The sequence below is a fragment of the Arthrobacter sp. TJ-217 genome, from assembly GCF_058269255.1.
The window spans coordinates 157,926-179,512 of record NZ_JBZCNJ010000002.1 but is presented as its reverse complement, the minus strand read 5'-3'; the positions used below and the strand labels follow the sequence as shown (position 1 = coordinate 179,512).

19 protein-coding genes are annotated in these 21,587 nt (G+C 65.4%); 13 read left to right on the top strand and 6 right to left on the bottom strand.

Features of this window, described 5'->3' with window-relative positions; translation table 11 throughout:
• Positions 1-37 precede the first annotated feature (37 nt).
• Both AC4D2R_RS03955 and AC4D2R_RS03950 read left to right on the top strand, forming a co-directional pair.
• Positions 38-526, top strand: a complete 489-nt coding sequence (locus AC4D2R_RS03955; RefSeq protein WP_490937718.1) for a carboxymuconolactone decarboxylase family protein — start codon at positions 38-40, stop codon at positions 524-526.
• Between the two features lie 110 nt (positions 527-636).
• Positions 637-1,863, top strand: coding sequence for a helix-turn-helix domain-containing protein (locus tag AC4D2R_RS03950; protein WP_490937716.1), 1,227 nt, complete (start codon positions 637-639; stop codon positions 1,861-1,863).
• A gap of 60 nt (positions 1,864-1,923) precedes the next feature.
• Here the strand turns inward: AC4D2R_RS03950 and AC4D2R_RS03945 are convergent, their stop codons facing one another.
• Both AC4D2R_RS03945 and AC4D2R_RS03940 read right to left on the bottom strand, forming a co-directional pair.
• A complete protein-coding gene (locus tag AC4D2R_RS03945; protein WP_490937714.1) occupies positions 1,924-3,831 on the bottom strand; it encodes a glycoside hydrolase family 2 TIM barrel-domain containing protein in 1,908 nt (635 codons plus the stop codon).
• Positions 3,832-4,036: 205 nt separating this feature from the next.
• Positions 4,037-5,059: a LacI family DNA-binding transcriptional regulator gene (locus AC4D2R_RS03940; RefSeq protein ID WP_490937713.1), complete on the bottom strand. Its 1,023-nt coding sequence runs from the start codon at positions 5,057-5,059 to the stop codon at positions 4,037-4,039.
• Positions 5,060-5,247: 188 nt separating this feature from the next.
• Between AC4D2R_RS03940 and AC4D2R_RS03935 the strand changes: the two genes are divergently transcribed.
• The 7 genes from AC4D2R_RS03935 (at position 5,248) to AC4D2R_RS03905 (ending at position 13,828) form a co-directional block, all read left to right on the top strand.
• Complete coding sequence (locus tag AC4D2R_RS03935; RefSeq protein WP_490901782.1) at positions 5,248-6,567, top strand: ABC transporter substrate-binding protein; 1,320 nt, start codon at positions 5,248-5,250, stop codon at positions 6,565-6,567.
• A 6-nt stretch (positions 6,568-6,573) separates the two neighbouring features.
• A complete protein-coding gene (locus AC4D2R_RS03930; protein ID WP_490901780.1) occupies positions 6,574-7,554 on the top strand; it encodes a carbohydrate ABC transporter permease in 981 nt (326 codons plus the stop codon).
• Positions 7,551-8,459: a carbohydrate ABC transporter permease gene (locus AC4D2R_RS03925; RefSeq protein ID WP_490937712.1), complete on the top strand. Its 909-nt coding sequence runs from the start codon at positions 7,551-7,553 to the stop codon at positions 8,457-8,459. The genes AC4D2R_RS03930 and AC4D2R_RS03925 overlap by 4 nt, the downstream gene beginning before the upstream one ends.
• 147 nt (positions 8,460-8,606) lie before the next feature.
• Positions 8,607-9,527, top strand: a complete 921-nt coding sequence (locus tag AC4D2R_RS03920) for an aldose 1-epimerase family protein (protein WP_490937707.1) — start codon at positions 8,607-8,609, stop codon at positions 9,525-9,527.
• A 115-nt stretch (positions 9,528-9,642) separates the two neighbouring features.
• Complete coding sequence (locus tag AC4D2R_RS03915; protein ID WP_490937704.1) at positions 9,643-12,036, top strand: FdhF/YdeP family oxidoreductase; 2,394 nt, start codon at positions 9,643-9,645, stop codon at positions 12,034-12,036.
• A gap of 128 nt (positions 12,037-12,164) precedes the next feature.
• The gene (locus AC4D2R_RS03910; protein ID WP_490937702.1) at positions 12,165-12,542 is read left to right on the top strand and encodes a YciI family protein; all 378 of its coding nucleotides are present in this window, start codon (positions 12,165-12,167) and stop codon (positions 12,540-12,542) included.
• On the top strand, positions 12,524-13,828 hold the full coding sequence (locus AC4D2R_RS03905) for an RNA polymerase sigma factor (RefSeq protein WP_490937700.1): 1,305 nt from the start codon (positions 12,524-12,526) through the stop codon (positions 13,826-13,828). Before AC4D2R_RS03910 ends, AC4D2R_RS03905 begins: the two co-directional genes overlap by 19 nt.
• 43 nt (positions 13,829-13,871) lie before the next feature.
• Here the strand turns inward: AC4D2R_RS03905 and AC4D2R_RS03900 are convergent, their stop codons facing one another.
• From AC4D2R_RS03900 to AC4D2R_RS03885, 4 genes are all read right to left on the bottom strand, one after another.
• Positions 13,872-14,189: a DUF6457 domain-containing protein gene (locus tag AC4D2R_RS03900; protein ID WP_490937698.1), complete on the bottom strand. Its 318-nt coding sequence runs from the start codon at positions 14,187-14,189 to the stop codon at positions 13,872-13,874.
• Between the two features lie 135 nt (positions 14,190-14,324).
• Positions 14,325-15,233, bottom strand: coding sequence for a carbohydrate ABC transporter permease (locus tag AC4D2R_RS03895; protein WP_490937696.1), 909 nt, complete (start codon positions 15,231-15,233; stop codon positions 14,325-14,327).
• A 1-nt stretch (position 15,234) separates the two neighbouring features.
• Complete coding sequence (locus AC4D2R_RS03890; RefSeq protein ID WP_490937694.1) at positions 15,235-16,158, bottom strand: carbohydrate ABC transporter permease; 924 nt, start codon at positions 16,156-16,158, stop codon at positions 15,235-15,237.
• A 67-nt stretch (positions 16,159-16,225) separates the two neighbouring features.
• Positions 16,226-17,470 carry an extracellular solute-binding protein gene (locus tag AC4D2R_RS03885; protein ID WP_490937692.1) on the bottom strand — a complete coding sequence of 415 codons (1,245 nt, stop codon included), beginning with the start codon at positions 17,468-17,470 and terminating at the stop codon, positions 16,226-16,228.
• Positions 17,471-17,850: 380 nt separating this feature from the next.
• On the opposite strand from AC4D2R_RS03885, the gene AC4D2R_RS03880 reads away from it, so the two are divergent.
• The 4 genes from AC4D2R_RS03880 to AC4D2R_RS03865 are packed head-to-tail and all read left to right on the top strand — an operon-like array spanning position 17,851 to position 21,587.
• A complete protein-coding gene (locus AC4D2R_RS03880) occupies positions 17,851-18,774 on the top strand; it encodes an SIS domain-containing protein (RefSeq protein ID WP_490937690.1) in 924 nt (307 codons plus the stop codon).
• Between the two features lies 1 nt (position 18,775).
• The gene (locus AC4D2R_RS03875; protein ID WP_490937687.1) at positions 18,776-19,738 is read left to right on the top strand and encodes an ROK family protein; all 963 of its coding nucleotides are present in this window, start codon (positions 18,776-18,778) and stop codon (positions 19,736-19,738) included.
• Positions 19,735-20,727 (top strand): 1-phosphofructokinase family hexose kinase, encoded by a 993-nt coding sequence (locus tag AC4D2R_RS03870; RefSeq protein ID WP_490937685.1) that lies wholly within the window; start codon positions 19,735-19,737, stop codon positions 20,725-20,727. Before AC4D2R_RS03875 ends, AC4D2R_RS03870 begins: the two co-directional genes overlap by 4 nt.
• Positions 20,727-21,587, top strand: coding sequence for a class II fructose-bisphosphate aldolase (locus AC4D2R_RS03865; RefSeq protein ID WP_490937683.1), 861 nt, complete (start codon positions 20,727-20,729; stop codon positions 21,585-21,587). The genes AC4D2R_RS03870 and AC4D2R_RS03865 overlap by 1 nt, the downstream gene beginning before the upstream one ends.

Below are 21,587 nucleotides of genomic sequence, written 5' to 3'. Positions count from 1 at the left end.
AACACCGTTGACCCAAACATCCCGGAGCAGATCCCTTGTGAATTCCGCAACACCGAACCACACGCGTCACTCCGTCTTCCTGGACAAGGAGGATCCCGCGCTATTCAAAGCGCTCAACGCTGTTGCGCTAAGGGCCCGGGAATCCGCCGAGGCGGCGGGCATCAGCCGGGAACTGACGGAACTGGTGAATATCCGGGTTTCCCAAATCAACGGATGCGCCTACTGCCTCCAGCGCCACACGGAGGCCGCACTTGAAGCGGGCGCGACTCGACAGCGCGTCGCCGTACTTTCGGCATGGCGGGACACGGAGCTCTTCACCGCCGGGGAGCGCTCCGCACTGGCCGTTGCCGAGGCTGTCACGGAACTGCCCGGATCAGTCGAACGCGACAGGGAATTCGCCGAGGCCCGTCGCAATTTGAGCGACGCCGAATTCTCGGCGCTCAGCTGGATTGCAATAACAATCGGAGCCTTCAACCGCGTTTCAATGGTCAGTAAACATCCCGTCCGTCCACCGGCAACCCCATAAAGTTTCATTTCCGAAAACCGGTATAACCGTGTCGCATGCTTGGCAAGTCTGCGGATCAATAGACTGTCACGGTCAAGAACCTTGACAAGTTGCCAGCAGGAAGTTGAACAGTGAATTTTGGGGACCAGCTAAAAAGCGCGCGCATTGCGAAGGGATTAACCCAAAGCGACTTGGGGGGATCGCGGTATTCCCCGAGTTATATTTCGTTGCTTGAGCGGGGCCACCGCCGTCCCACGTCCGCGATGGCACTCCATTTCGCAGCCACACTTGAGCGCGATGCCGACGAAGTCCTTGGCTGGATGGGACCGGAGCCGGTTGATGACAGCGGGGCCCTCGCCGCGGCAATGATGCACGCTCACAATGCGTGGGACATCAAGGACTACGAGCTCGCAGCCTCCGAAGCCGAGTACGCGGCAAGTCTTGCCCGCGAGCAGCAGAACACCGCGGCCTGGTGGCAACTTTCGAACATGCAGGCCGAGGCGTATGTTCTGCTGCGCCGCATGAACGACGCCGAAGCAGTCTTTAGGGACCTCCTTGCCCAGCCGATCAGCAATGAGTGGCCTGAACTGCGAGCCACGGCGCTTGGCGGGATATCGGTGATCAAACGCAATGCAGGGGACCTTGAGGAGTCGGTCGCCCTTGCCCGCCTTGCTGTTGATGAATCGGCATCGCTTCCCGAACACTCGGTGACCAAGATGAAATGCTGGTTCATCCTCATCGCGGCGCTTTCGGTCAAGGGAGACATGGATGAAGCCTGGGAGGAGGCCGCGTCCTTCACCGCCCTGGACAGCGTCCCCGAGGTTCCCTCCCCGATGATCGGGCGTGCGGGCTGGGTCATCGGCAACATCGCGTTCCGCCGGGGCGACGTGGAGACCGGTCTCGCCCAGCACGCGATCGCCGCCAAACACCTCTGGCCCCAGACCGATGTCCACCTCTGGGCCCACTTCAACCGGGCAAGTGCCAGTGCCCGCCTGATCGCCGGGATCGCCGACGCCGCAGTCGAGCAGTGCCTCGCGAATGCCGAGCTCGGTTTTCGCATCACGAGCAGCCCCCAGGAGCAGGCCGAACTCCTGCTGGCCCAAGCGCACTTCCACACCCTCCGTGGGAACTTCAGCAAGGTCCTGCCGCTCCTGAAGCAGATCCAGGAACAGGATGAGGAACTTGAGTTTGAAGCAGTCGGGCTGATGGAACGCCTTTGGGCAAAATACCATGTGAGCACCGATGACCTGCCCCGGGCCCGGCAGCACTTCCTGCAGGCCGCCAAGCACTACTCCGATGCCGGGAACTCGGAGACCGCCTCGGAAATCCTCAGCGAGCTGCTCGAAGTCAGCCCCTGAACGCTTGGCAATCAGGTGCCGAGGAGGCCTCCACCGGCGAATGCCGGCGGAGGCCCGGCTCTAGGACCGGGGGGCTTCGGCAGCGGGACCGGCCTGCTGCTGCGGGATCAGCCACTCCGGCTCGGGCATCGCGTCCTCGCGGGGCTCATCAAGGCGCCCCGTCACCATCTCCCGGATCGCAGCGATCGGCAGCTTGGGCTTCCGGTTCTCGTCTGTAAGCCCGTTTGCCTCCTGCATGGTGTCGGTCAGCTGCGTGTAGCAGAAGCCGGCGAGCACCGGGCTTGCATGGAGTGCGGAAAACAGTCCGCCGACGCGCTCGGCGAAGATCTCCGGTGACTCAGTTGTTGAGTAGCCCCAGGTCTCGATCGTGCTGTTCGGGGCGTAGGTGACTCCACCGAATTCGGAGACCATCACCGGTTTGCCCGTGCCGCCGGTGGGCAGGACCATCAGGCGCCGTCCGGCCGGACCCACGCCGTCGACAAGTGCCTGGACTGCGGCGGCGTCCTTGTAGTTCGCCGCGAGACCGTCATGGGTGGTCGTGTAGTCGTGGATCGTCAGGAGGTCCGAGTCCGTGTGCTCCCAGCCGTCGTTCGAAACGACCGTGCGGGTGGGGTCGAGGGCCTTGGTCAGGTGGTAGAGCGCCTGCACGAAGTGCTGCTGGGCAGGTTCGTGGGAAACGTGCTGCACGCCCCAGCTTTCGTTGACCGGAACCCAGGTGACGATGCTCGGGTGGGAGCGGTCCCGCTCGACGACGCTCATCCATTCGCGTGCGACGCGCTGGACGGCGGTCGTTGAGAACTCGAAGGTGCTTCCCATCTCGCCCCAGATCAGCAGGCCGAGCCGATCGGCCCAGTAGAGGAAGCGCGGGTCCTCGACCTTTTCGTGAAGCCGGGCCGAGTTGAAGCCCAGGTCCTTGATGAGCTGAACCTCGTCACGGATGGCCCGCGAATCGGGCGCCGTGAACAGCGAATCGGCCCAGAATCCCTGTTCGAGAACCGAGCGGACATAGTAGGGCCGGTCATTGAGCAGGAAGCGGCCACCGGCCTCACCCACGCTGCGCAGGCCAAGGTAGGACCAGATCTCATCAAGGAGGTCACCGTTCTCATCCCTGAGAACGACCCGGGCGTCGATCAGCCGAGGGTGTTCGGGAGACCACAGCAGCGACTCGTACGCCTGGCCGTTGCTTTGGTGCGCGAGGAAGCTTGACACGGCGAAGCGCGGCTGGTCGGTTGAAAGCTGCTGGGAACCGAGCGGCCGTCCCCGGTAGCTGAGCTCAACCTGGACGCTGACCTGCCCGCGGGGGCGCTCGGAGAGCTCGACGTCGAGCTGAACCGACCCGGCCGGCACGTTCGACTGCCAGGACAGGGAGCGTACGTAGGTCTCCGGGACAGTCTCGAGCCACACCCGCTGCCAGATGCCCGTCGACCGGTGGTACCAGATCACGTGCGGGTCTTCGAGCCAGTCCTGCTTGCCGCGGGGCTGGGAGACATCGTGGGGGTCATCCTCGGCCCGGACGACGAGGGCGAGCTCCCTGCCCGTTCTCGCGTGGGCGGTGATGTCGAAGGAGAAGGGAGTCTGGCCGCCCTCGTGGGTACCCAGAAGCTGCCCGTCCAGCCAGACCGACGCGCGGTAGTCAACAGCGCCGAAGTGCACGATTACGCGGCCGCCGTCCCCTGTCCAGCCGCTTGCGGCGAGGTCCTCCGCCGTCAGGGTCCGCTTGTACCAGACGACGGGGTGGTAGCCGGTGTCACCGATGCCCGAGCGTGAGGACTCGGGAGGGAAGGGCACGATGATCGACCGGGAGAAGTCCGTTGCACCGGAGAACCAGCCTTCCTTCCGGCCCCGATCCGAGTCGTCGTGCTCGAAGCCCCACTCGCCCGAGAGGTCGTGCCAGGAGCTGCGGACCAGCTGTGGCCTCGGGTAGTCGCCGTCTTGGGTGCTCGCGCTGAAGGGGATCGAGTTAAGCATGGCGCAATCTTTTACCAAATTTTCAACGCTGTAAAGTTGGGGATCAGATCGCAGCGGACGGTCGGCCTTTCGAAGCCAAGCGGCCCGGCAGGACGACGCGCGGACCGGCCTGGGCCGGCAAGGGGGGAATATTACCCAACACGCGAATGGGGCCGGACAGGACGGGCGCGGGCCGGCCAGGCCCGCCCGCCTGGGCTTCGGGCCCCTAGCGCCCGGCGGCTACGGCGGGCGCGCTCTCGCGGATTGTCAGTGAGTGCGGAACGATCCGGTGCCTGCCGATGCCCCGGAACCCATCGATCCGCTCGATCAACAGCTCAAGCGCGGTCTCCGCCAGTCCGCATTTGTCGGGAGCCACCGACGTGAGGCTTGGCGTGGTGTAGCGGCCGATCGCCGTGTCGTCCCAACCAAGCACGGCAATGTCGCCCGGTACGTCGACTGCCGCGTCATTACAGGCACGGAGGGCCCCTGCTGCGAACTTGTCGTCGCGGCACACCACTCCATCGATCGCGATCCCGCGCTCCAGCGCCTCCCGCAGCGCAGCGCTGCTGGCTTCCGGCGAGAAGTCGGGAACCGACAGCACCAGATCCGGGTCGAGCTCCAATCCCGCCTCGATGAGTCCCTGCTGGTACCCGAGCAGCCGCTTATCCGTTGAATATGTGATGTCGCCGGCAACCACCCCGAGGAAGGCGATCCTCCGCCGTCCCTGGCGGTAAAGGTGGTCCACAGCGCCTGCAGCGGCGCCGACGTTGTCGATCATGACATGGTCCGTCGTCACCGGCATGTTTGCCTCCCCCAGCAGGACCAGTGGCGTGTCGTGATGGAGTTTCGCGATCGCCAATGCGCCCATGCGTACGGGGTGGAAGATGATTCCATCAACCAGTCCGGCTTCGCGGTCCTCGAGGACGGCGTGCTCGGCATCGAGGTTGCCGAGGGTTTGTTCGATGATCACGCGGTATCCCCGGCGTGAGGCTTCCTCGGCGATCGAACGGGACAGCTCCGAGAAGTAGGGTTGATCGATCTCCGGGATGGCCAGGGCGATCATTCCCGTCTTTCCGGTGACGAGCCGGCGCGCCGTCAGGTTGGGGCGGTACCCGAGTTCGTCGATCGCCGCCTGGACACGGGTGCGGAGTTCGGGGGCGACATGGGGATAGTCGTGGACGACATTCGATACGGTTTTGGTTGAGACGTTTGCGAATTCGGCCACATCGGCAAGGCGCACGCGCTTCATTGGACTCCCCTCTTCCGACTCAATAATCCTAGTTGAGACGTCCGCCGCTTCCGACCATTCGGTAGACAGACCAGTTTACAGCGCTGTATCTTGATCGGACGCCTAGGAGCCGCGGCGGTTGGTTGCGGCGCAAGGAGTTACTGGGGAGCGCACCGAGCGCCGACCGATGTTTTTCACCGAGGAGGACGATGATGACCTATCCCAAGCGGTTCATTCGCAACCGCATTTCCGCAGTCACCGCCATCGGCGTGACCGCCGTTCTGGCCCTGAGTGCCTGCGGCGGCTCGGGCCCCCAGCAGGGAGCGGGTGCTGCCTTCACCGGTGAGTACACCGGCCCCGCGGTCGAGCTCGACTACTGGAACGGCTTCACCGGCGGTGACGGCGCATTCATGGAAAAGATGGTCGACGAGTTCAATGCCGAACACGAGAACATCAAGGTCACACCGAACACAATGAAGTGGGAAGACCTTTACCAGCGCCTCCCAGCGGCAGTCACAGCGGGCGAAGGCCCCGACGTCGGGGTCATGCACCTCGAGCAGCTTTCAACGAACGCGGCACGCAACGTGATCGTCCCCGTCGACGACCTCGTGGAGAGCCTTGAACTCACCGGTGACGACTTCACCGAAGAGGTCTGGAACGCAGGCGTCTACAAGGAAGCCCGCTACGGCGTGCCCCTGGACGTCCACTCCCTCGCCATGTACTACAACACCGAGCACTTCGAAAAAGCCGGAATCAAGGAAGCGCCCACCGACGCCGCATCCTTCGAGGCGGCGCTGGACAAGCTCAAGGCAGCCGGGTACGACAACCCGTTCTGGATGCCCGCACGGTGGCCGGCCCACCTGATGAACCTCTCGCTCCTGTGGCAGAACGGCGGCGAGCCCTACGATCCCGAAAACGCGAAGGCCACCTTCGACTCCCAGGCGGGCGTCGACGCACTGAGCTGGCAGACATCGATGATCGAGGAAGGCTACAGCCCCTCCAAGGTCGCCCTCGATTCCCAGTACGTTGCCTTCAAGAACGGCAAGACCTCGATCACGTGGGACGGCATCTGGCAGCTCAACGACCTCGAAGCGGCCGGCGTACCCTACGCCGCCGCACCGATCCCGACCATCGGCAAGACCGATGCCGTTTGGGCGAGCGCGCACAACTTCTTCCTCCCCCGCCAGGCCAAGCCGGACCAGAACAAGGCCGACGCCGCCAAGGTCTTCATCGCCTGGATGAGCGAGCACTCCGACACCTGGGCAGGATCGGGAATGATCCCCGCCCGTGAGTCGGTACGTGCCAGCGGCGTCCTCGACGGAATGCCGCAGGAAGCAATCGCCGAGAAGGTCGACTCGATGAGGTTCCTCCCCTCCGCTCCCGGCCTGGGAACGGTGCAGGCCGAAACCCTCGAAGTTGCAGTGAACAACGCCGTCCTGGGCGAGCAGAAGCCCAAGGAAGCGCTGACCGAGGCTGCGAAGAAAGCATCAGCTTTGATGAAGGAAAACCAAGCCTCGTTTGGAAAATGATCGACAATGACACCTAAACCGCAGCTGGGCGCCCTCTCACCGAAGAGGGCGCCCGGTGGCCGGCCGGCCACCATCGAGACAAGCCCCAACAAACCCGTCGCGAAGCAGGCTCCAGCCACCCCGTGGCTGTTCCTTGCCCCCTATCTCCTGCTCTTCATCGGGTTCGTGCTCCTGCCGATCGTTTTCGGTCTGTGGATCAGCCTCCACGCCTGGGATTACACCCTCCCGCTCAAGCCTTTCGTTGGGCTGGCCAACTACGCCGCCCTCTTCGATCCGAACTCGGTCCACTTCGCCTCCTTCTGGAGCTCGATGCGCGCCACCGGAATCTTCACGGTCTTCAGCGTTCCGCTGCTCCTGACCATCCCCCTCGCCGTCGCCCTGCTGATGGCCAAGAAGTTCCCCGGACGCAACTTCTTCCGCGCAGTGTATTTCGCGCCGTATGTCCTTGGTGTCGCAGTGATTTCGGTCCTGTGGCGGTACCTGCTCGACAACAACATCGGCCTCGTGAACTACTACCTCGGCGTGATCGGCCTGCCCGACGACATCGCATGGACGACGTCGACCCCGGCGGCCTGGGTTGCCCTTGTCGGCGTCACGGTGTGGTGGACCCTCGGCTTTAACGCCGTCATCTACCTCGCCGCCCTCCAGGACATTCCTGCCGAACTTTACGAAGCCGCACAGGTCGACGGCGCCAGCAAATGGGGACAGTTCGTCAACGTCACCCTTCCGGGCCTGCGCCCCGTACTGTCCTTCATCACGATCGTCACGCTGATCGCGTCGGTGAACATGTTTGGGCAGTCCTACCTGATCACCCTCGGCGGTCCGGGCCGCGAGACACGCACCGCCATCTACCAGATCGCCGAAACCGGCCTGCGCAACTTCCAGATGGGTAACGCGGCGGCGATGAGCTACGTGCTCACGCTGTTCCTGATGCTGCTGAGCCTGATCGTCTTCTGGCTCTTCCGTGAAAAGAAGGACGCGAAATGACCCAGCTCACCGAAACCGGAACCGGCACCGAAACCGAAACCCCGGCGCAGCGCCCGAACGTCCGGACCAAGTCCCCCGCTGACCGCCGCAGGGGAATCCTCCGCCTCGTGTTCCTCAGCGTGGTTGCGCTGGTGTTCATCAGCCCGCTCATCTTCATGATCATGACGTCGTTCAAGACCCGCGAAGATGCAACCGGCATCCCTCCGAGCTGGATTCCCAGCCCGTTCACCCTCCAGGCGTACGAGGCGATCCTCGCGCCCGGCAGCAGCACGCCGGTGCTGCGCTGGTTCGTCAACAGCATGGTTGCGGCGCTGCTCCACTCGGTCCTCGTCGTTGTCACTGCCTCCCTGGCGGCGTACCCCCTCGCGCGAATGAACTTCCGCGGCAAGAACATCGTGTTCGGCGTGATTGTCGCAACCCTGCTCGTGCCGCCGGTCATCCTCGTGATCCCCAACTACCTGATCGTCAGCGACCTCGGCTGGCTCAACTCGTTGGTCTCGATCGTCGTTCCAACGGCGGCTTCGGCGTTCGGCGTGTTCTTCATGCGCCAGTTCTTCGGGGCGCTCCCCGAGGACCTCGAAGAGGCCGCGCGCCTCGACGGCGCCAACCGCTTCGAGATGTTCACCAAGATCATCCTGCCGCTGGCGAAGCCGGCAATGGCCACACTGGCCCTCCTGGCGTTCCTCACCAACTGGAACGATTTCCTCTGGCCGGTCTATGTGCTCTTCAGCCCGGAAGTGCAGACGCTCCCCGCTGGGCTTTCGACACTCCAGTCCGCCAACGCCGTGCGGTACGACCTGCTGATGGCCGGGGCCGTGATGGCCAGCGTCCCGGTTCTTGCCCTGTTCGTGTTCCTGCAGCGGTTCATCATCGAAGGGGTCTCCCGCTCCGGTGTGAAGGGCTGACGTGAAGGGCTGACGGAAAGGGCTGAATCCGTTCCATAAGTTCCACCCGGCAGCCCCAACCGCACTCCCCGACAGCTCCCCCCGACACGTTCGTCGAGGGGAGCTGTCCCCATTTCCGGCCCGCAGCCGGTTACCCTGAAAAGGCCTATGGAAAACCTCAACACGCTCCCCCAGTCCGGCCGCCAGCACGCCCTCCGCCACGGCAGCTATACGGCAACGATCGCCAGCACCGGTGCCACCCTGCGTACCCTGCGCTTTGATGGCCGCGACCTCGTGCTTCCCTTCGCAGCCGAAGAGGTCCGGCCCTACTTCCGCGGCGCGCTCCTGGCCCCGTGGCCCAACCGCGTTGTGGACGGCACTTACACCTTTGACGGCGTCGACCACGCCCTGAGCATCTCCGAACCCCAACGCGGCCATGCCCTCCACGGGCTGGTGGCCTGGCAGGACTGGACGTTGGAGAACTCGACCGAGTCCGCGGTGCGCCTCCGCACCGACCTTGCGCCGAGCGTCGGCTACCCCTTCCGCCTCGCACTCGGCGTTGACTACTGGCTCGATGACGACGGACTTCACACAACGGTGACCGCCAGCAACACCGGGTCCTCCCCCGCTCCGTATGGGACAGCACCGCACCCGTACCTCCTCGGCGGCGAGGGCGTTGTTGACGACTGGCTGCTCTCCCTTCCGGCCGATCGGTTCCTGGCGGTCACCGAAGACCGCCTGATTCCCACAACCCTCACCCCGGTCAACCCGGAGTTCGACTTCCGGACCCCACGCATTGTCGGTTCGACGTTCATCGACCACGCCTTCACCGGCCTTGCCTACGACGACGGGCGGGTCACGGTGAGCGTCACCGGCACCGACGGCCGCGGTGCCGCAGTGACCTTCGGCGAGGACTGCCAGTGGGTCCAGGTACACACCGCCGACCAGCCCAACCCGGCAATTTCACGGCTTGGGATGGCCGTTGAACCGATGACCTGCCCGCCCGATGCGTTCAACTCGGAGACGGACCTCATTGTGCTTCAGCCCGGGGATTCGCATTCGGCACGGTGGTCGATCCACGCGGTGTAAACCCGAACAAAGAAAGTATTGCGGCGCCCCCTTCCGCCTGCTAGTCCTGAGGGACGAGGTCAGTGCAGCAGGGAGCCCGGCAGCAGCGTAGATGCCGGAAGAAGGGAAGTGCACGATGGTCCGCAGCAACCCCAAGGTCAATGAGCCCGACGAAAAGAACGTCGAGGTCAAGGATCACCCAAAGGACTGGGCGGCGGGGATACCCGGGGTTTATTACTCGATGAAGCCCGCCCTCGAACACATGGGCGTCGACCGGACACGGAAGACCCTGCTGGCGATGAACCAGAAGGACGGCTTCGACTGCCCAAGTTGCGCCTGGCCCGACCCGAACCACCGCAAGGCCTTCGAGTTCTGCGAAAACGGGGCGAAAGCGGTCACCTGGGAAGCCACACCCGTCGTGATCTCCTCCGATTTCTGGGCAGAGCATTCGGTCAGCGAGCTTCTCGGGATGACCGAGTACTGGCTCGGCATGCAGGGAAGGCTCACCGAGCCGGTCTATAAGGCCGCCGGCGACGACCATTACCGGCCCGTCAGCTGGGACGCAGCCTTCTCGATCGTCGCCGCAAAGCTGAAGAGCCTGGACTCACCCCACGAGGCGGCGTTCTACACGAGCGGGCGGACCTCAAATGAGGCGGCCTTCCTGTACCAACTGTTCACCCGCGCCTATGGCACGAACAACCTTCCCGACTGCTCGAACATGTGCCACGAGTCCTCGGGCTGGGGCATGGGCCAGACGATCGGGATCGGCAAGGCGACAATCACGTACGACGATTTCGCGCGCTCGGACCTCATCATCATTCTCGGCCAGAACCCGGGAACCAACCATCCGCGCATGCTCACGGCCCTCGAGGAAGCCAAGGAGTTCGGGGCGGAGATTGTGGCAGTGAACCCGCTGCCCGAGGCGGGGCTGCGCCGCTACAAGAACCCGCAACGGGTCAAGGGGATCGTCGGCCGGGGAACCGAGATTGCCGACCAGTTCCTGCAGATCCGGCTGGGCGGAGACATGGCCCTGCTGCAGGCGGTGTCGAAGCGGGTGCTCGACGCCGAGGCGAAGAACCCCGGCAAGGTCCTTGACCATGAGTTCCTGGCGGAGCACTGCGAGGGCCTCGAGGACCTGAGGGAGCACCTGTCCCAACTCGACGAGGATGCGGTCCGCGAAGCGACGGGGCTCCGCAGCAAGGAGATTGACGAACTCGCTGCCCGGTACCTGAGGGCGGAGCGGGTGATCATCACGTGGGCCATGGGCATCACCCAGCAGAAGAAGGCAGTGCCCACCATCAAGGAGATCATCAACCTGCTCCTGCTGCGGGGCAACATCGGGAAGCCGGGCGCCGGGGCCTCCCCAATCCGCGGCCACAGCAATGTCCAGGGCGACCGCACGATGGGTATCTGGGAGCAGATGCCTCCGGCCTTCCTCGACTCCCTCGGTGAAGAATTTGGATTCGATCCTCCCCGTGATCACGGAGTGGATGCCGTTGACAGCATCCGCCAGATGCGCGACGGCCGGATCAAGGTCCTCGTTGCCCTCGGCGGAAACCTGGTCTCGGCGATTTCCGACACCACCGTGGCCGAAGCGGCGATGCGCAACCTCGACCTTTCGGTGCAGATCTCGACGAAGCTCAACCGCTCCCACCTGATCACGGGTGAGGAGGCGCTGATCCTCCCGACGATGGGAAGGACCGAAATCGACGTGCAGGAGACAGGGCACCAGTTCGTCTCCGTCGAAGACACGGTCTGCGCGGTCCACCCCTCCTGGGGAACGGTGGAACCGGTCTCGCCGAACCTGCTCTCCGAGCCGGCGATCATCAGCCGGCTGGCACACGCGGTGCTCGGCGACAAGATCAACGCCGACTGGGCCGGGTTCGAGAAGAACTACGACCTCATCCGCGAGCACATCTCGCACGTCGTCGAGGGCTGCGACAACTACAACGAGCGGATCCGGCAGGACGGGGGCTTCGTGCTGCCCAACGGGCCGCGCGATTCGCGGACCTTCCGCACCCCCACGGGAAAGGCGGTGCTGACGGTCAACGACCTCGAACCGATCGAACGCCCACCAGGGACGCTGATCCTCCAGACCATACGCTCCCACGACCAGTGGAACACGACGATCTACGGGCACAACGACCGCTACCGGGGCATCAAGAAGGGCCGGCACGTTGTGTTCGTCAGCCCCGAAGACCTCGCGGAACTCGGTTTCGAGGACGGCCAGTACGTTGACGTCCATGGTGCGTACCAGGACGGAACCGAGCGGGTGCTGCGGAACTTCCGCCTGGTTTCCTACCCCACCGCACGGGGGTGCGCCGCGGCCTACTATCCGGAGGCGAACGTGCTTGTACCCCTGGATGCGGTGGCCGAGGGAAGCAACACCCCGACGTCGAAGTCGGTGCTGATCCGCCTTGAGGCAACAGCGGCCCCCAACGGCGATGCGGTCGCTGCCGGGTCCGCTGCCGCCGACTCAAACGGGGCAGGGCAGGCGTCGCCGTCGCCGTCGAAGCCGGTGCCTGCTTGAGGAGCGCCAGGCAGATGGGGATTCCTAAAAATTCGTGAAGCCGGACTGTCGATCGGGAGCCGCCGAGATCGTTCATGTAGTGTCCGTCGGCCCGACGGACACTACACAAACGCAGGAAGGACAGAACGATGCGGTACTCATTGCTCCTGAATAACCTTGAAGCCGACGACGCCGGTGTCACCGAAGAGGAGATGGCGCCCTTCCGCGCCGCTTTCGATGCGTACGCGAAATCCCTCGACGCCGCGGGAGTACTCATCTCGGCGGACATCCTCCAACCCGCAGCGTCGACGACCACCGTGACCCTCCGCAACGGAAGCCTCGAGATCCAGGACGGACCGTTCGCTGACACGAAGGAAAAACTCGCCGGAACGTTCCTCATCGATGTTCCCAACCTCGACGCCGCCCTGGCGTGGGCCGAGAAGTGCCCCGGAGCCCAGTACGGAGTGATCGAAATCCGGCCGTCGGCAATCGTCTTCCGGGACGGTCAGTGGCAGAGCCCGGACTGAGCCAGCGAAACACTGGAGGTGACGCGGCACCGGCGCGGGTGGAGGCGGTGGCGCGTGCCTCCTACGGGCGGCTGCTCGCACTGCTCGCCGCCCCGACCGGCGACCTTGCCGCGGCCGAGGACGCACTCGCCGACGCGTTCCTCAAGGCGCTGACGCTCTGGCCCCGCAGCGGGATCCCCGACAACCCGGAGGCGTGGCTGCTCACCGTGGCGCGCAACCGCCAGAAGGACAGCTACCGTTCGGCAGCCCGGCGCACCTCGGTGCCCCTCGACAACGCGCCCGGTCCCGCCCTGGCGGATGCCGCAACCATCGAGGCCGGGTCGGCCGGGGGCCCGTTCCCGGATCGCCGCCTCGCGCTGCTCTTCGTCTGCGCCCACCCCGCAATTCACCCGGGAATCCGCACGCCGCTCATGCTGCAGACGGTGCTGGGGATCGACTCCGGGAGGATAGCCAGGGCCTTTGCCGTTCCGGAACCGGCGATGGCGCAGCGGCTCGTGCGGGCGAAGCGCCGCATCCGCGACGCCCGGATTCCCTTCAGCGTGCCCGACACCGAGGTGCTGCCGGCCAGGCTCCCCGCCGTCCTCGAAGCGGTCTATGGCGCCCATGCGATCGACTGGCGGGCCGTGTCGGGAACAACCTATCGTGACTCACTCGCAGCCGAGGCCCTCTACCTTGCCACCACACTTGCCGAGCTGCTGCCCGCCGAGCCGGAGGTGCACGGGCTCGCCGCCCTCATCTGCCTGTCACTGGCGCGGGCCCCGGCGCGCGGTGGAGCCGACGGCACTTTCGTGCCCCTCGACCGCCAGGATCCCGCAGCCTGGGATGCCCGCCTGATTGCCCGGGGCGAGGCCTACCTCCACCGGGCCCACGCCCTGGGGCGGATCGGGCGGTTCCAGCTCGAGGCGGCGCTGCAGTCGGTTCACTGCGCCCGGGCCAGGACGGGACGAACCGACTGGGAGGCACTTGTGAAGCTCAACCGCGCGCTCGTCCAGCTCTTTCCAACGCTCGGTGCACGGGTATCCCTCGCCGCGGCGGTCGGTGAGGCGGAGGGGCCGGCCGCCGGGCTCGCTGTCCTCGGGGATCCGGACGGCACCCTGCACCGGTTCCAGCCGGCCTGGGCCACCCGGGCGCACCTTCTCGAACGCTCGGGGCGCACCACGGAAGCCGCAGCGGCGTACGCACACGCGCTCACCCTGACCACCGATCCGGCCGAGCGGCGGCACCTTGAGGACGCTCGCCGCAGGCTCGCCCGCGCGTCCGCGGAGGCTACGACCGCGGCGGAGTGATGTTGGCGGAATGATGTTCCGTTGCGGTTCGTCGGTGACGAACCTACTGGGCCGTGCCCGTCCACCCGTCTTCTTCGGAGCTGTCGTCGGCGCCTCCGCTAAGCACCCGCAACACCGTGTCCGCCGCTTTCTGTACTGCCTCATCGGCGCCCCGCCGGCCTTTTGTTGAGGCGGTCCCTGCTGCGTAACCGATCAGGAAGGCGCTCACTGCACCGGCGTTCGGGGCGACCGAATCCGAGGACTTCGATGCGACTTCAACGATCTTTTCCGAATCGACCTCAAGGTCAAGGATCTGCAGGGCCTGGGTGAGCGTCCGGCTCCAGTCGCTGAGTTCACGGGCTTCGGCTTCGGGCAGTGTCATGACTTCTCCTTCATCGGCTGGCTCCGGCGGAACGGCCCGAAACGCATCCAAGGTCCATTCCTTCTACCAAGGCATAACACCCCGCCCCGGCTCACACAACGAAAAGAACCGATCCGTTGCGGCGGCGGAAGACGGTTACTTCACCGCTCCCGCCGTGAGTCCGCCGATAAGGCGCTTTTCGATCAGCGCGAAGAGGATGATCACCGGGATGATCGCGACGATCGAGACGCCGAAGACGTACTGCCAGCTCGTTGCGTACTGGCCGATGAACTTCGTCAGTGCAACCGACAGCGGCTGGTTCTCGGCGGTGGACATGATCACGAGGGAGGCAGCGAACTCGTTCCACGACGAAACGAAGGTGAAGATGATCGCTGTGACGATTCCGGGCCAGACGAGCGGCAGGTTGACGCGGAAAAGCACGGCTATCCGGCTCGCTCCGTCGAGCTGGGCTGCCTCATCGATTTCCCTGGGGATCCCCGCGAAGAAGCTGTGCATGATCCACAGCGCGAAGGAGAGGTTGAAGGCGGCGTTGATGAGGATCATGGCGAGCCAGGTGTCGTTGATGTCGAGCACCAGCATCTGACGAAACAATCCGGCCGTGAGGACGGCCGGCTGGAGCATCTGCGTCACGATCACCAGGAACAAAAAGGCGAGCTTGCCGGGGAACCGGAAGCGCGCCGTGTAGTAGGCGGCAGGGGTGGCAACGAGCAGCACAAGGAGCGTGGCGAACACAGCGATGATCAGTGTGGAGACGAGGTTGTACGGCAGCGGAGTCTCAGGCGTCGACCACATCGACGCATAGTTGCCCAGCTGCAGCCCCTCCTGCGGCAGGTACGCGGGCGGCACGGCGAGGATTTCAGGCCGGGTCTTCAGCGAACCGACCAGCATGATCAGGTACGGGGTCAGGAAGACGACGGCGATCACGATCCCGGCGACGACGCGCATTGTCATGCGGCGCCTGCTGACGCCGTCGGAGCCGTACCGTCTGGTCCGGCCCGCGGTCCGCGCCGTTCCATCGAGCTTCAGCGGGGCGGCGACTGTCACTTCAGTTCTCCTTCATTGGACGAACGACCTTGACGTACACCGCAACGATCAAGAGGACGACGGCGAAATTTACGACGCTCAGGGCGCTGGCGATGTCGAGACGCCGATCGAACTGAAGCACCTTGAAGATGTAGGTCATGAGGGTGTCGGCGCTGTAGCCCGGGATCGAACCGGTCATGATGCGCAGGATCGGCAGGTTGTTGAACACGTTGATCACGTTGATGAGCACCGCGACGGCGAGCGCACTGCGCAGCTGCGGAAGCACGACGCCGAAGTAGGTGCGCACCGGTCCCGCCCCGTCCATCTTCGCGGCTTCGAGGGTGTCGGCCGAGACGGCCTGCAGGCCGGCCAGCAGAGTGTAGGTGGTGAACGGGATGGAAACGAAGACGCCGACGACGATCGCCGCACCGAGGGCGCTGGTGACGTTCTTGGTGAACCCGTAGGCCGAATCGAGCACGCCGATGTCGACGAGGAATGCGTTCATGATCCCGTAGTCGCGGTCGAGGCCGTAGTAGAAAACGGTCGTGGTCATGACGACGCTGGCCGCCCAGGGAACCACAACAGCCATCCGCACCAGGGTGCGTCCCGGGAACGGCTTGTTGAGGAAGTTCGCCAGCGCGAGCGAAATGAGGACGGTCAACGACACAACGACGACCACCCAGACGAGGGTGTTGAGCAGGATCCGGGGCAGGTTCGGGTCGGCGAAGACATCGGCGAAATTCGCGCCGCCCACTCCCTCGACGTCGGTGCCGGCCTGGCTGATGCGCCGCGTGGAGTTGTAGATCATGTATCCGGCTGGAAACAGGACCACCCCGAAGATCAGGATCAGGACGGGACCGATCCAGGGCATCGCTGCCCACAGGCTGTCGCCGCTCTGGGGCCCGGGCTTCCGGAAACGGGCCGCCGGCGGTTGGAAGGTGCTCATGAAATGCCAGTCCCTTTCGGAAACCCTGAGGGAGCCGGCCACGGAGGGCCGGCTCCCCGGTTAAGGATTAGGCTGCGGCGTCTGCCTTGGCCTGGATTTGCTCAAGCACCGTTTCCGGGTCCTTGTCTTCAAGCTGTCCCATGAGGGACTTGAAGGCGCCGTCGGTCGCGTTCCACGCCGGGTTGGACGTCGGGTAGAACTTGGCGTCGGGAAGCATCTCGAGGAACGGCTTGAGGGTTTCGTTCGAGGCCATCGCTTCGGCCCCGCTCTTGGTGGTGGGCAGGAAGCCCTCCGTCTCGACCCAGTTCACGTACTGGTCTTCCTGGAAGAAGAAGTCCATGAACTGGGTGATTGCCTCCTTCTTGGCGTCGTCGTTCTTGAAGGCCATCAGGCGGTCGGCGACGCCGAGGGTGGCCGGCTCGCCGTCCTTGGTCGGCACATTGGCGACGCCGTAGTTGAGGTCGGGGTTTTCCTTCTCGATCTGGCCCACGGTCTGCGGCAGCCCGTACACCATGCCGATCTTGCCCTGGGTGAAGACATTCAGCATCGGCGTCCGCTGGGTGGCGCCGGGGTCGGGCTGCGTCACGCCGTCGGTGATCATCTTCTTCATGAACTCGGCCGCTTCGAGGTTCTCCGGGGTGTTCACTGTGATCTTCGATTCATCACCGAATCCGCCGCCGTTGCCGGCAAACCAGATGAGGCTCTCACCCTGGGCTTCCTCGGAGCCAAGCGGCATGCCGTACCCGGGGGTTCCGGTTGCGGTGATCTTCTTGGCCGCGTCGTGGAGTTCGTCCCACGTTGTCGGAGGTTCGGCGACGCCGGCCTCTTCCATCAGGTCCTTGTTGTAGAAGAGGGCACGCGCCGAAGCGATAAGGGGAAGCCCGTACTGCGTGCCTTCGAATGACTCATTCTCGGCGAAGGACGTCTGGAAGTCACCGATGACCTCCGGTGAGGCGATCTCTTCAGCCGGGTAGAGCAGGCCTTCGGAAGCGAAAGCGGAGAAGGCGCCTCCGTTGTAGATGTCCGGTGCTTCTCCGGCCTGGATCTTGGTCTGCAGCACCGATTCGAGGTTTTCCCACGATTCGATCTGCAGATTCACCGTGACACCCTCGTTGGCTGCCTCGAACTCCTTGACGACGCCTTCCCACAGGGCCTTGGTGCCGTCCGAATAGCTCGGCACAAGCATGTTGAGCGTTGTCTCTCCGCCCTCACCTTCGTTGGCGGTCCCACCTCCCCCGAACCCGCAGGAGGTCACCATCAGCGTTCCTGCGGCGGCAGCGGCCATCAGGCCTCTACGAAGTCTGCTCTTCATCTATTCCTCTTTCAGGTGGTGCATCCTTCAGGCGGTGCGCCGCGGTCATCAGGCGTAGGAAGACCTGCCCGAGAAGGATGGTGATTAGTGATACTTCGGAGCCATTCCCGATCACAACGAATCATGCAATGTCAAAATAATGACGTGATCCACGTCTCACGTCAAGGGATTGCTCAATGCCTCGTTCTTCGGAGCGCTTGCGGGCCGTGACGTTGCGGTTCGCCGGTAATTCGACTTGGAAAGAAACGCACGCCCTCAGGAAGACCGGACCAAGATGATCGCTCCTGATCACTAGACAGGGCATTCGATCACACGCCATCATTGGTGGGAAGAGCGCCGCATCCGCCGCCTCCAGCGCCGCCAGCCAAGGAGTAGCACGCATGAACCCGAATCCGAGCCAGCCCGCCCAGGGCACCGGCGGGCGCCGCATGGAGGAAGAGCTCAATTCGCAGCCCGACCTCTGGGTGCGTGCGATCGGCCAGGCCCGGTCCGAACAGCTCGCGCCCGCCCCGGGCCACCGCGTGGCAGTCGTTGGCTGCGGGACCTCTTCGTTCATGGCGCAGTCCTATGCCGCGGCCCGCGAGGCCGCCGGCCAGGGGGAAACCGACGCGTTCGCCGCTTCGGAAGCAGCGCCCGTCGAAAGCCGGGGGTACGAGGCGGTCATCGCCATTACCCGCTCCGGAACCACAAGCGAGGTCCTCACGCTGCTCGAGCGCCTCAAGGGGCGGGTCCGCACCATCGCCGTCCTTGGTGATACCGGCTCCCCCGCCGTCGAGCTTGCCGACGCCGTCGTTGCCCTGCCGTACGCCGATGAGACCTCGGTTGTCCAGACGCGCTTCGCCACCACGGCGCTTACCTACCTGCTGGCAACGGCCGGCATCGACCTCTCGGCCGCGGCCGACGACGCACGGCGCGCCCTTTCGTCTCCGACCCAGCGGATGCTGCTCGACGCCGAACAATTCAGCTTCCTCGGCACCGGCTGGACCGTTGGCCTTGCCCACGAGGCCGCATTGAAGATGCGCGAAGCGGTCCAGGGCTGGACCGAGTCCTACCCCGCAATGGAGTACCGCCACGGGCCCATCTCCATCGCCGCCCCCGGCCGCGTGACCTGGATGCTCGGGGATGGGCCCGACGGCCTTGCTGCCGAGGTCGCCGCCACCGGCGCCGACTTCGTTGCATCGGACCTGCATCCGCTCGCGGAACTGGTCCGGGTCCACAAGGTGACCCTTGAGCGCGCCCGCGCCCGCGGGCTCGACCCCGATTCACCCCGCCACCTCTCCCGCTCCGTCATCCTCGGACACTGAGGTGAAGGTGGATCATGGGCACGTCCCACCGGCGCGGGACGAAGCGGCACCTCCAAGCGGCGTCCTCGCGTTCGACGTTGGCGGAACCGACATGAAGGTGGCCCTGATCGACGAGGCGGGCCGGTTCCACGAACTGCTGCGTGTTCCAACCCCCCACGACGCACGCCGGCCCGGTGACGTCGTTGTGGACAGGGTGCAGTCCCTGACCCTTCAATATCAGGACAAGTTTCCTGCATTCACCATCCAATCGATCGGGTTCGTGGTACCGGGGCTCGTTGACGAGGACGCCGGACTGGGCCTGATGTCCGCGAACCTCGGCTGGCGCGACTATCCCTTTACCGAACGTATCCGCAGCGCCACAGGACTCCCCGTGGCGTTCGGCCACGACGTCAGCATTGCCGGGGAAGCGGAAATGCGGGCCGGAGCCGGACGCGGGTTCCGGGACGCCGCCGTCCTGGTCATCGGCACGGGCATCGCCGCAGCGGTCTTCTGCGGCGGACAGCTCGTGCGCGCCGGCGGGTACGCCGGCGAGATCGGCCACGCCCAGGTGCCCGGAGGGACGGCCTGCCCCTGCGGGGCACACGGATGCCTCGAAACACTCGGTTCGGCAGGGGCAATCCAACGGCGCTACTCGGAGCTGTCCGGCATCCCGGTTTCGGGAGCACGGGACGTGCTCGAAGCCGCGGCCGAGGGGGACACAACCGCTCAGAAGGTGTGGGACGACGCCGTCGGTGCCCTCTCCTTCACCGTGTGCCAGCTTGCCGCGATCCTCGGGAGCGAGGCGGTCATCCTCGGTGGAGGGCTCGCCCAGGCAGGCCCGGCACTCCTTGACCCGCTGCGCCGGCGCGTCGAAGACAGCCTCTCCTTCCACCGCCGCCCACAGATCCTCGCTTCGGTCCTCGGCCAGGACGCGGGCCTGATCGGTGCAGGGCTCCGGGCCCGCGACCTCGTGGCACACCCATGAACACCCGCCGCGTGCCCGCCACCGTCGTCACGGTGACGCCCAACCCCGCCCTCGACGAAACCTACACCGTGCACGGGTTGGTGCCGGGAAACACCCACCGGGTTGATGCGCCGACCGTACGGGCGGGCGGCAAGGGCGTCAACGTGGCTCGGGTTCTCCACCAGCTGGGCCGTGCGGCCCTGGCCGTCGCACCTGTTGGCGGACCGGGTGGTGCGGTGTTCAGTGCCGACCTTCACTCGAGCGGAGTTCCGGCCGCGCTCGTCTCCGTTTCCGCGCCCACCCGGCGCACCCTCGCCTTCGTCGACGACACCGCCTCGCTCACGAGCATCTTCAACGAGACCGGGGCGCGCCTCGGTACGGACGAGCTGGCCGGGTTGGACCGGACCATCGATGCCGCCCTTCAACAGGCGGGCTGCCTCGTCGGCTCGGGCAGCCTCCCCCCGGGCGTTCCGGCGGACTTTTACGCCGGTCTCGTCCGGAAATCGGCGGCACTGGGCATTCCCTGCATCATCGACACCACTGGATCGGCACTGCTGGCCGCGGCGGCCGCCGGAGCCACAGCCCTGAAGCCCAACCAGCACGAACTCGTCGAGGCAACGGGGATTCCCGACATCCCCAGCGCGGCCCGGTCGCTGCTGGCGCGCGGAGCGCAACGGGTCTTCGTCAGCTGCGGTGAGGCCGGACTCCTGGCCTTTGACGCCCGCGACCCGGACACCCACCTTGCCGCGGCGCTGCCGGAGCCGCTCCCCGGCAATCCCACGGGCGCCGGCGACGCGGCTGTTGCAGCACTCGCTGCCTCATTCACCGACGGGTCGGCCGAAGGCCCGGACGCCACGGCCCGCATGCTCCGCCGGGCCACCGTCTGGTCGGCCGCCGCAGTGCTCGTGCCCATCGCCGGCGAAATTTCCCGTGATCATGAAGGCCTCGCCGGGACCGTGCTGGTCACCCGCCGCCAGGATGCCGCATTCAGCACAAGGAGGGGAAACTGATGGGCCTTACCGCAACCCGCACCCTCGTCGAGGCCGCTGCCGCCGCAGGCAGCGGCATCGGCGGGTTCAACGTGCTGCACCTCGAGACCGCCGAAGCGATCGTCCAGGGTGCCGAGGCTGCCGGACTCCCCGTCATTCTCCAGATCTCCCAAAACTGCTCCAGTTACCACGGCGCGCTTGAACCCCTCGCGCTGGCCTGCATCGCCATCGCCAATTCGGCGAGTGTCCCGGTTGCGCTCCACCTCGACCACGCCGAAGACGAAGCCCTGGTGCACCGGGCGATCGCCCTGGGCTTCGGGTCGGTCATGTACGACGGCGCCCGCCTTCCCTACGAAGAGAACGTTGCCGCCACGGCCCGCATCGTCAAGGACGCCCGCAGCCACGGCACCTTCGTTGAAGCGGAACTCGGCGAGGTGGGAGGCAAGAACGGCGCCCACGCACCCGGTGTGCGCACCGACCCCCAGGAAGCCCGAGCCTTCGTTGAGGGAACCGGCGTCGACGCCCTCGCCGTCGCCGTCGGCTCCTCGCACGCAATGACCACCCGCAGCGCGGAGCTCGACCTCGGGCTGATCAGGAGGCTCAAGGACGCGACCGGAGTGCCGCTGGTGCTCCACGGCTCCTCGGGAGTGCCCGACACCATGCTCGTTGAAGCGGTCCGGGCGGGCATGACGAAGATCAACGTCTCAACGCACCTCAACGGGTTCTTTACCCGGGCCGTCCGCGAAGCGCTCGAGGCCTCACCCGACCTCGTCGATTCCCGCACGTACCTCGGTGCCGGCCGCCGGGCGCTCGCTCCGGAGGCAGCACGACTGCTTCATCTCCTGGCCGCGGGCCGGGACACTGCCGAAGGCGGGGAGTGA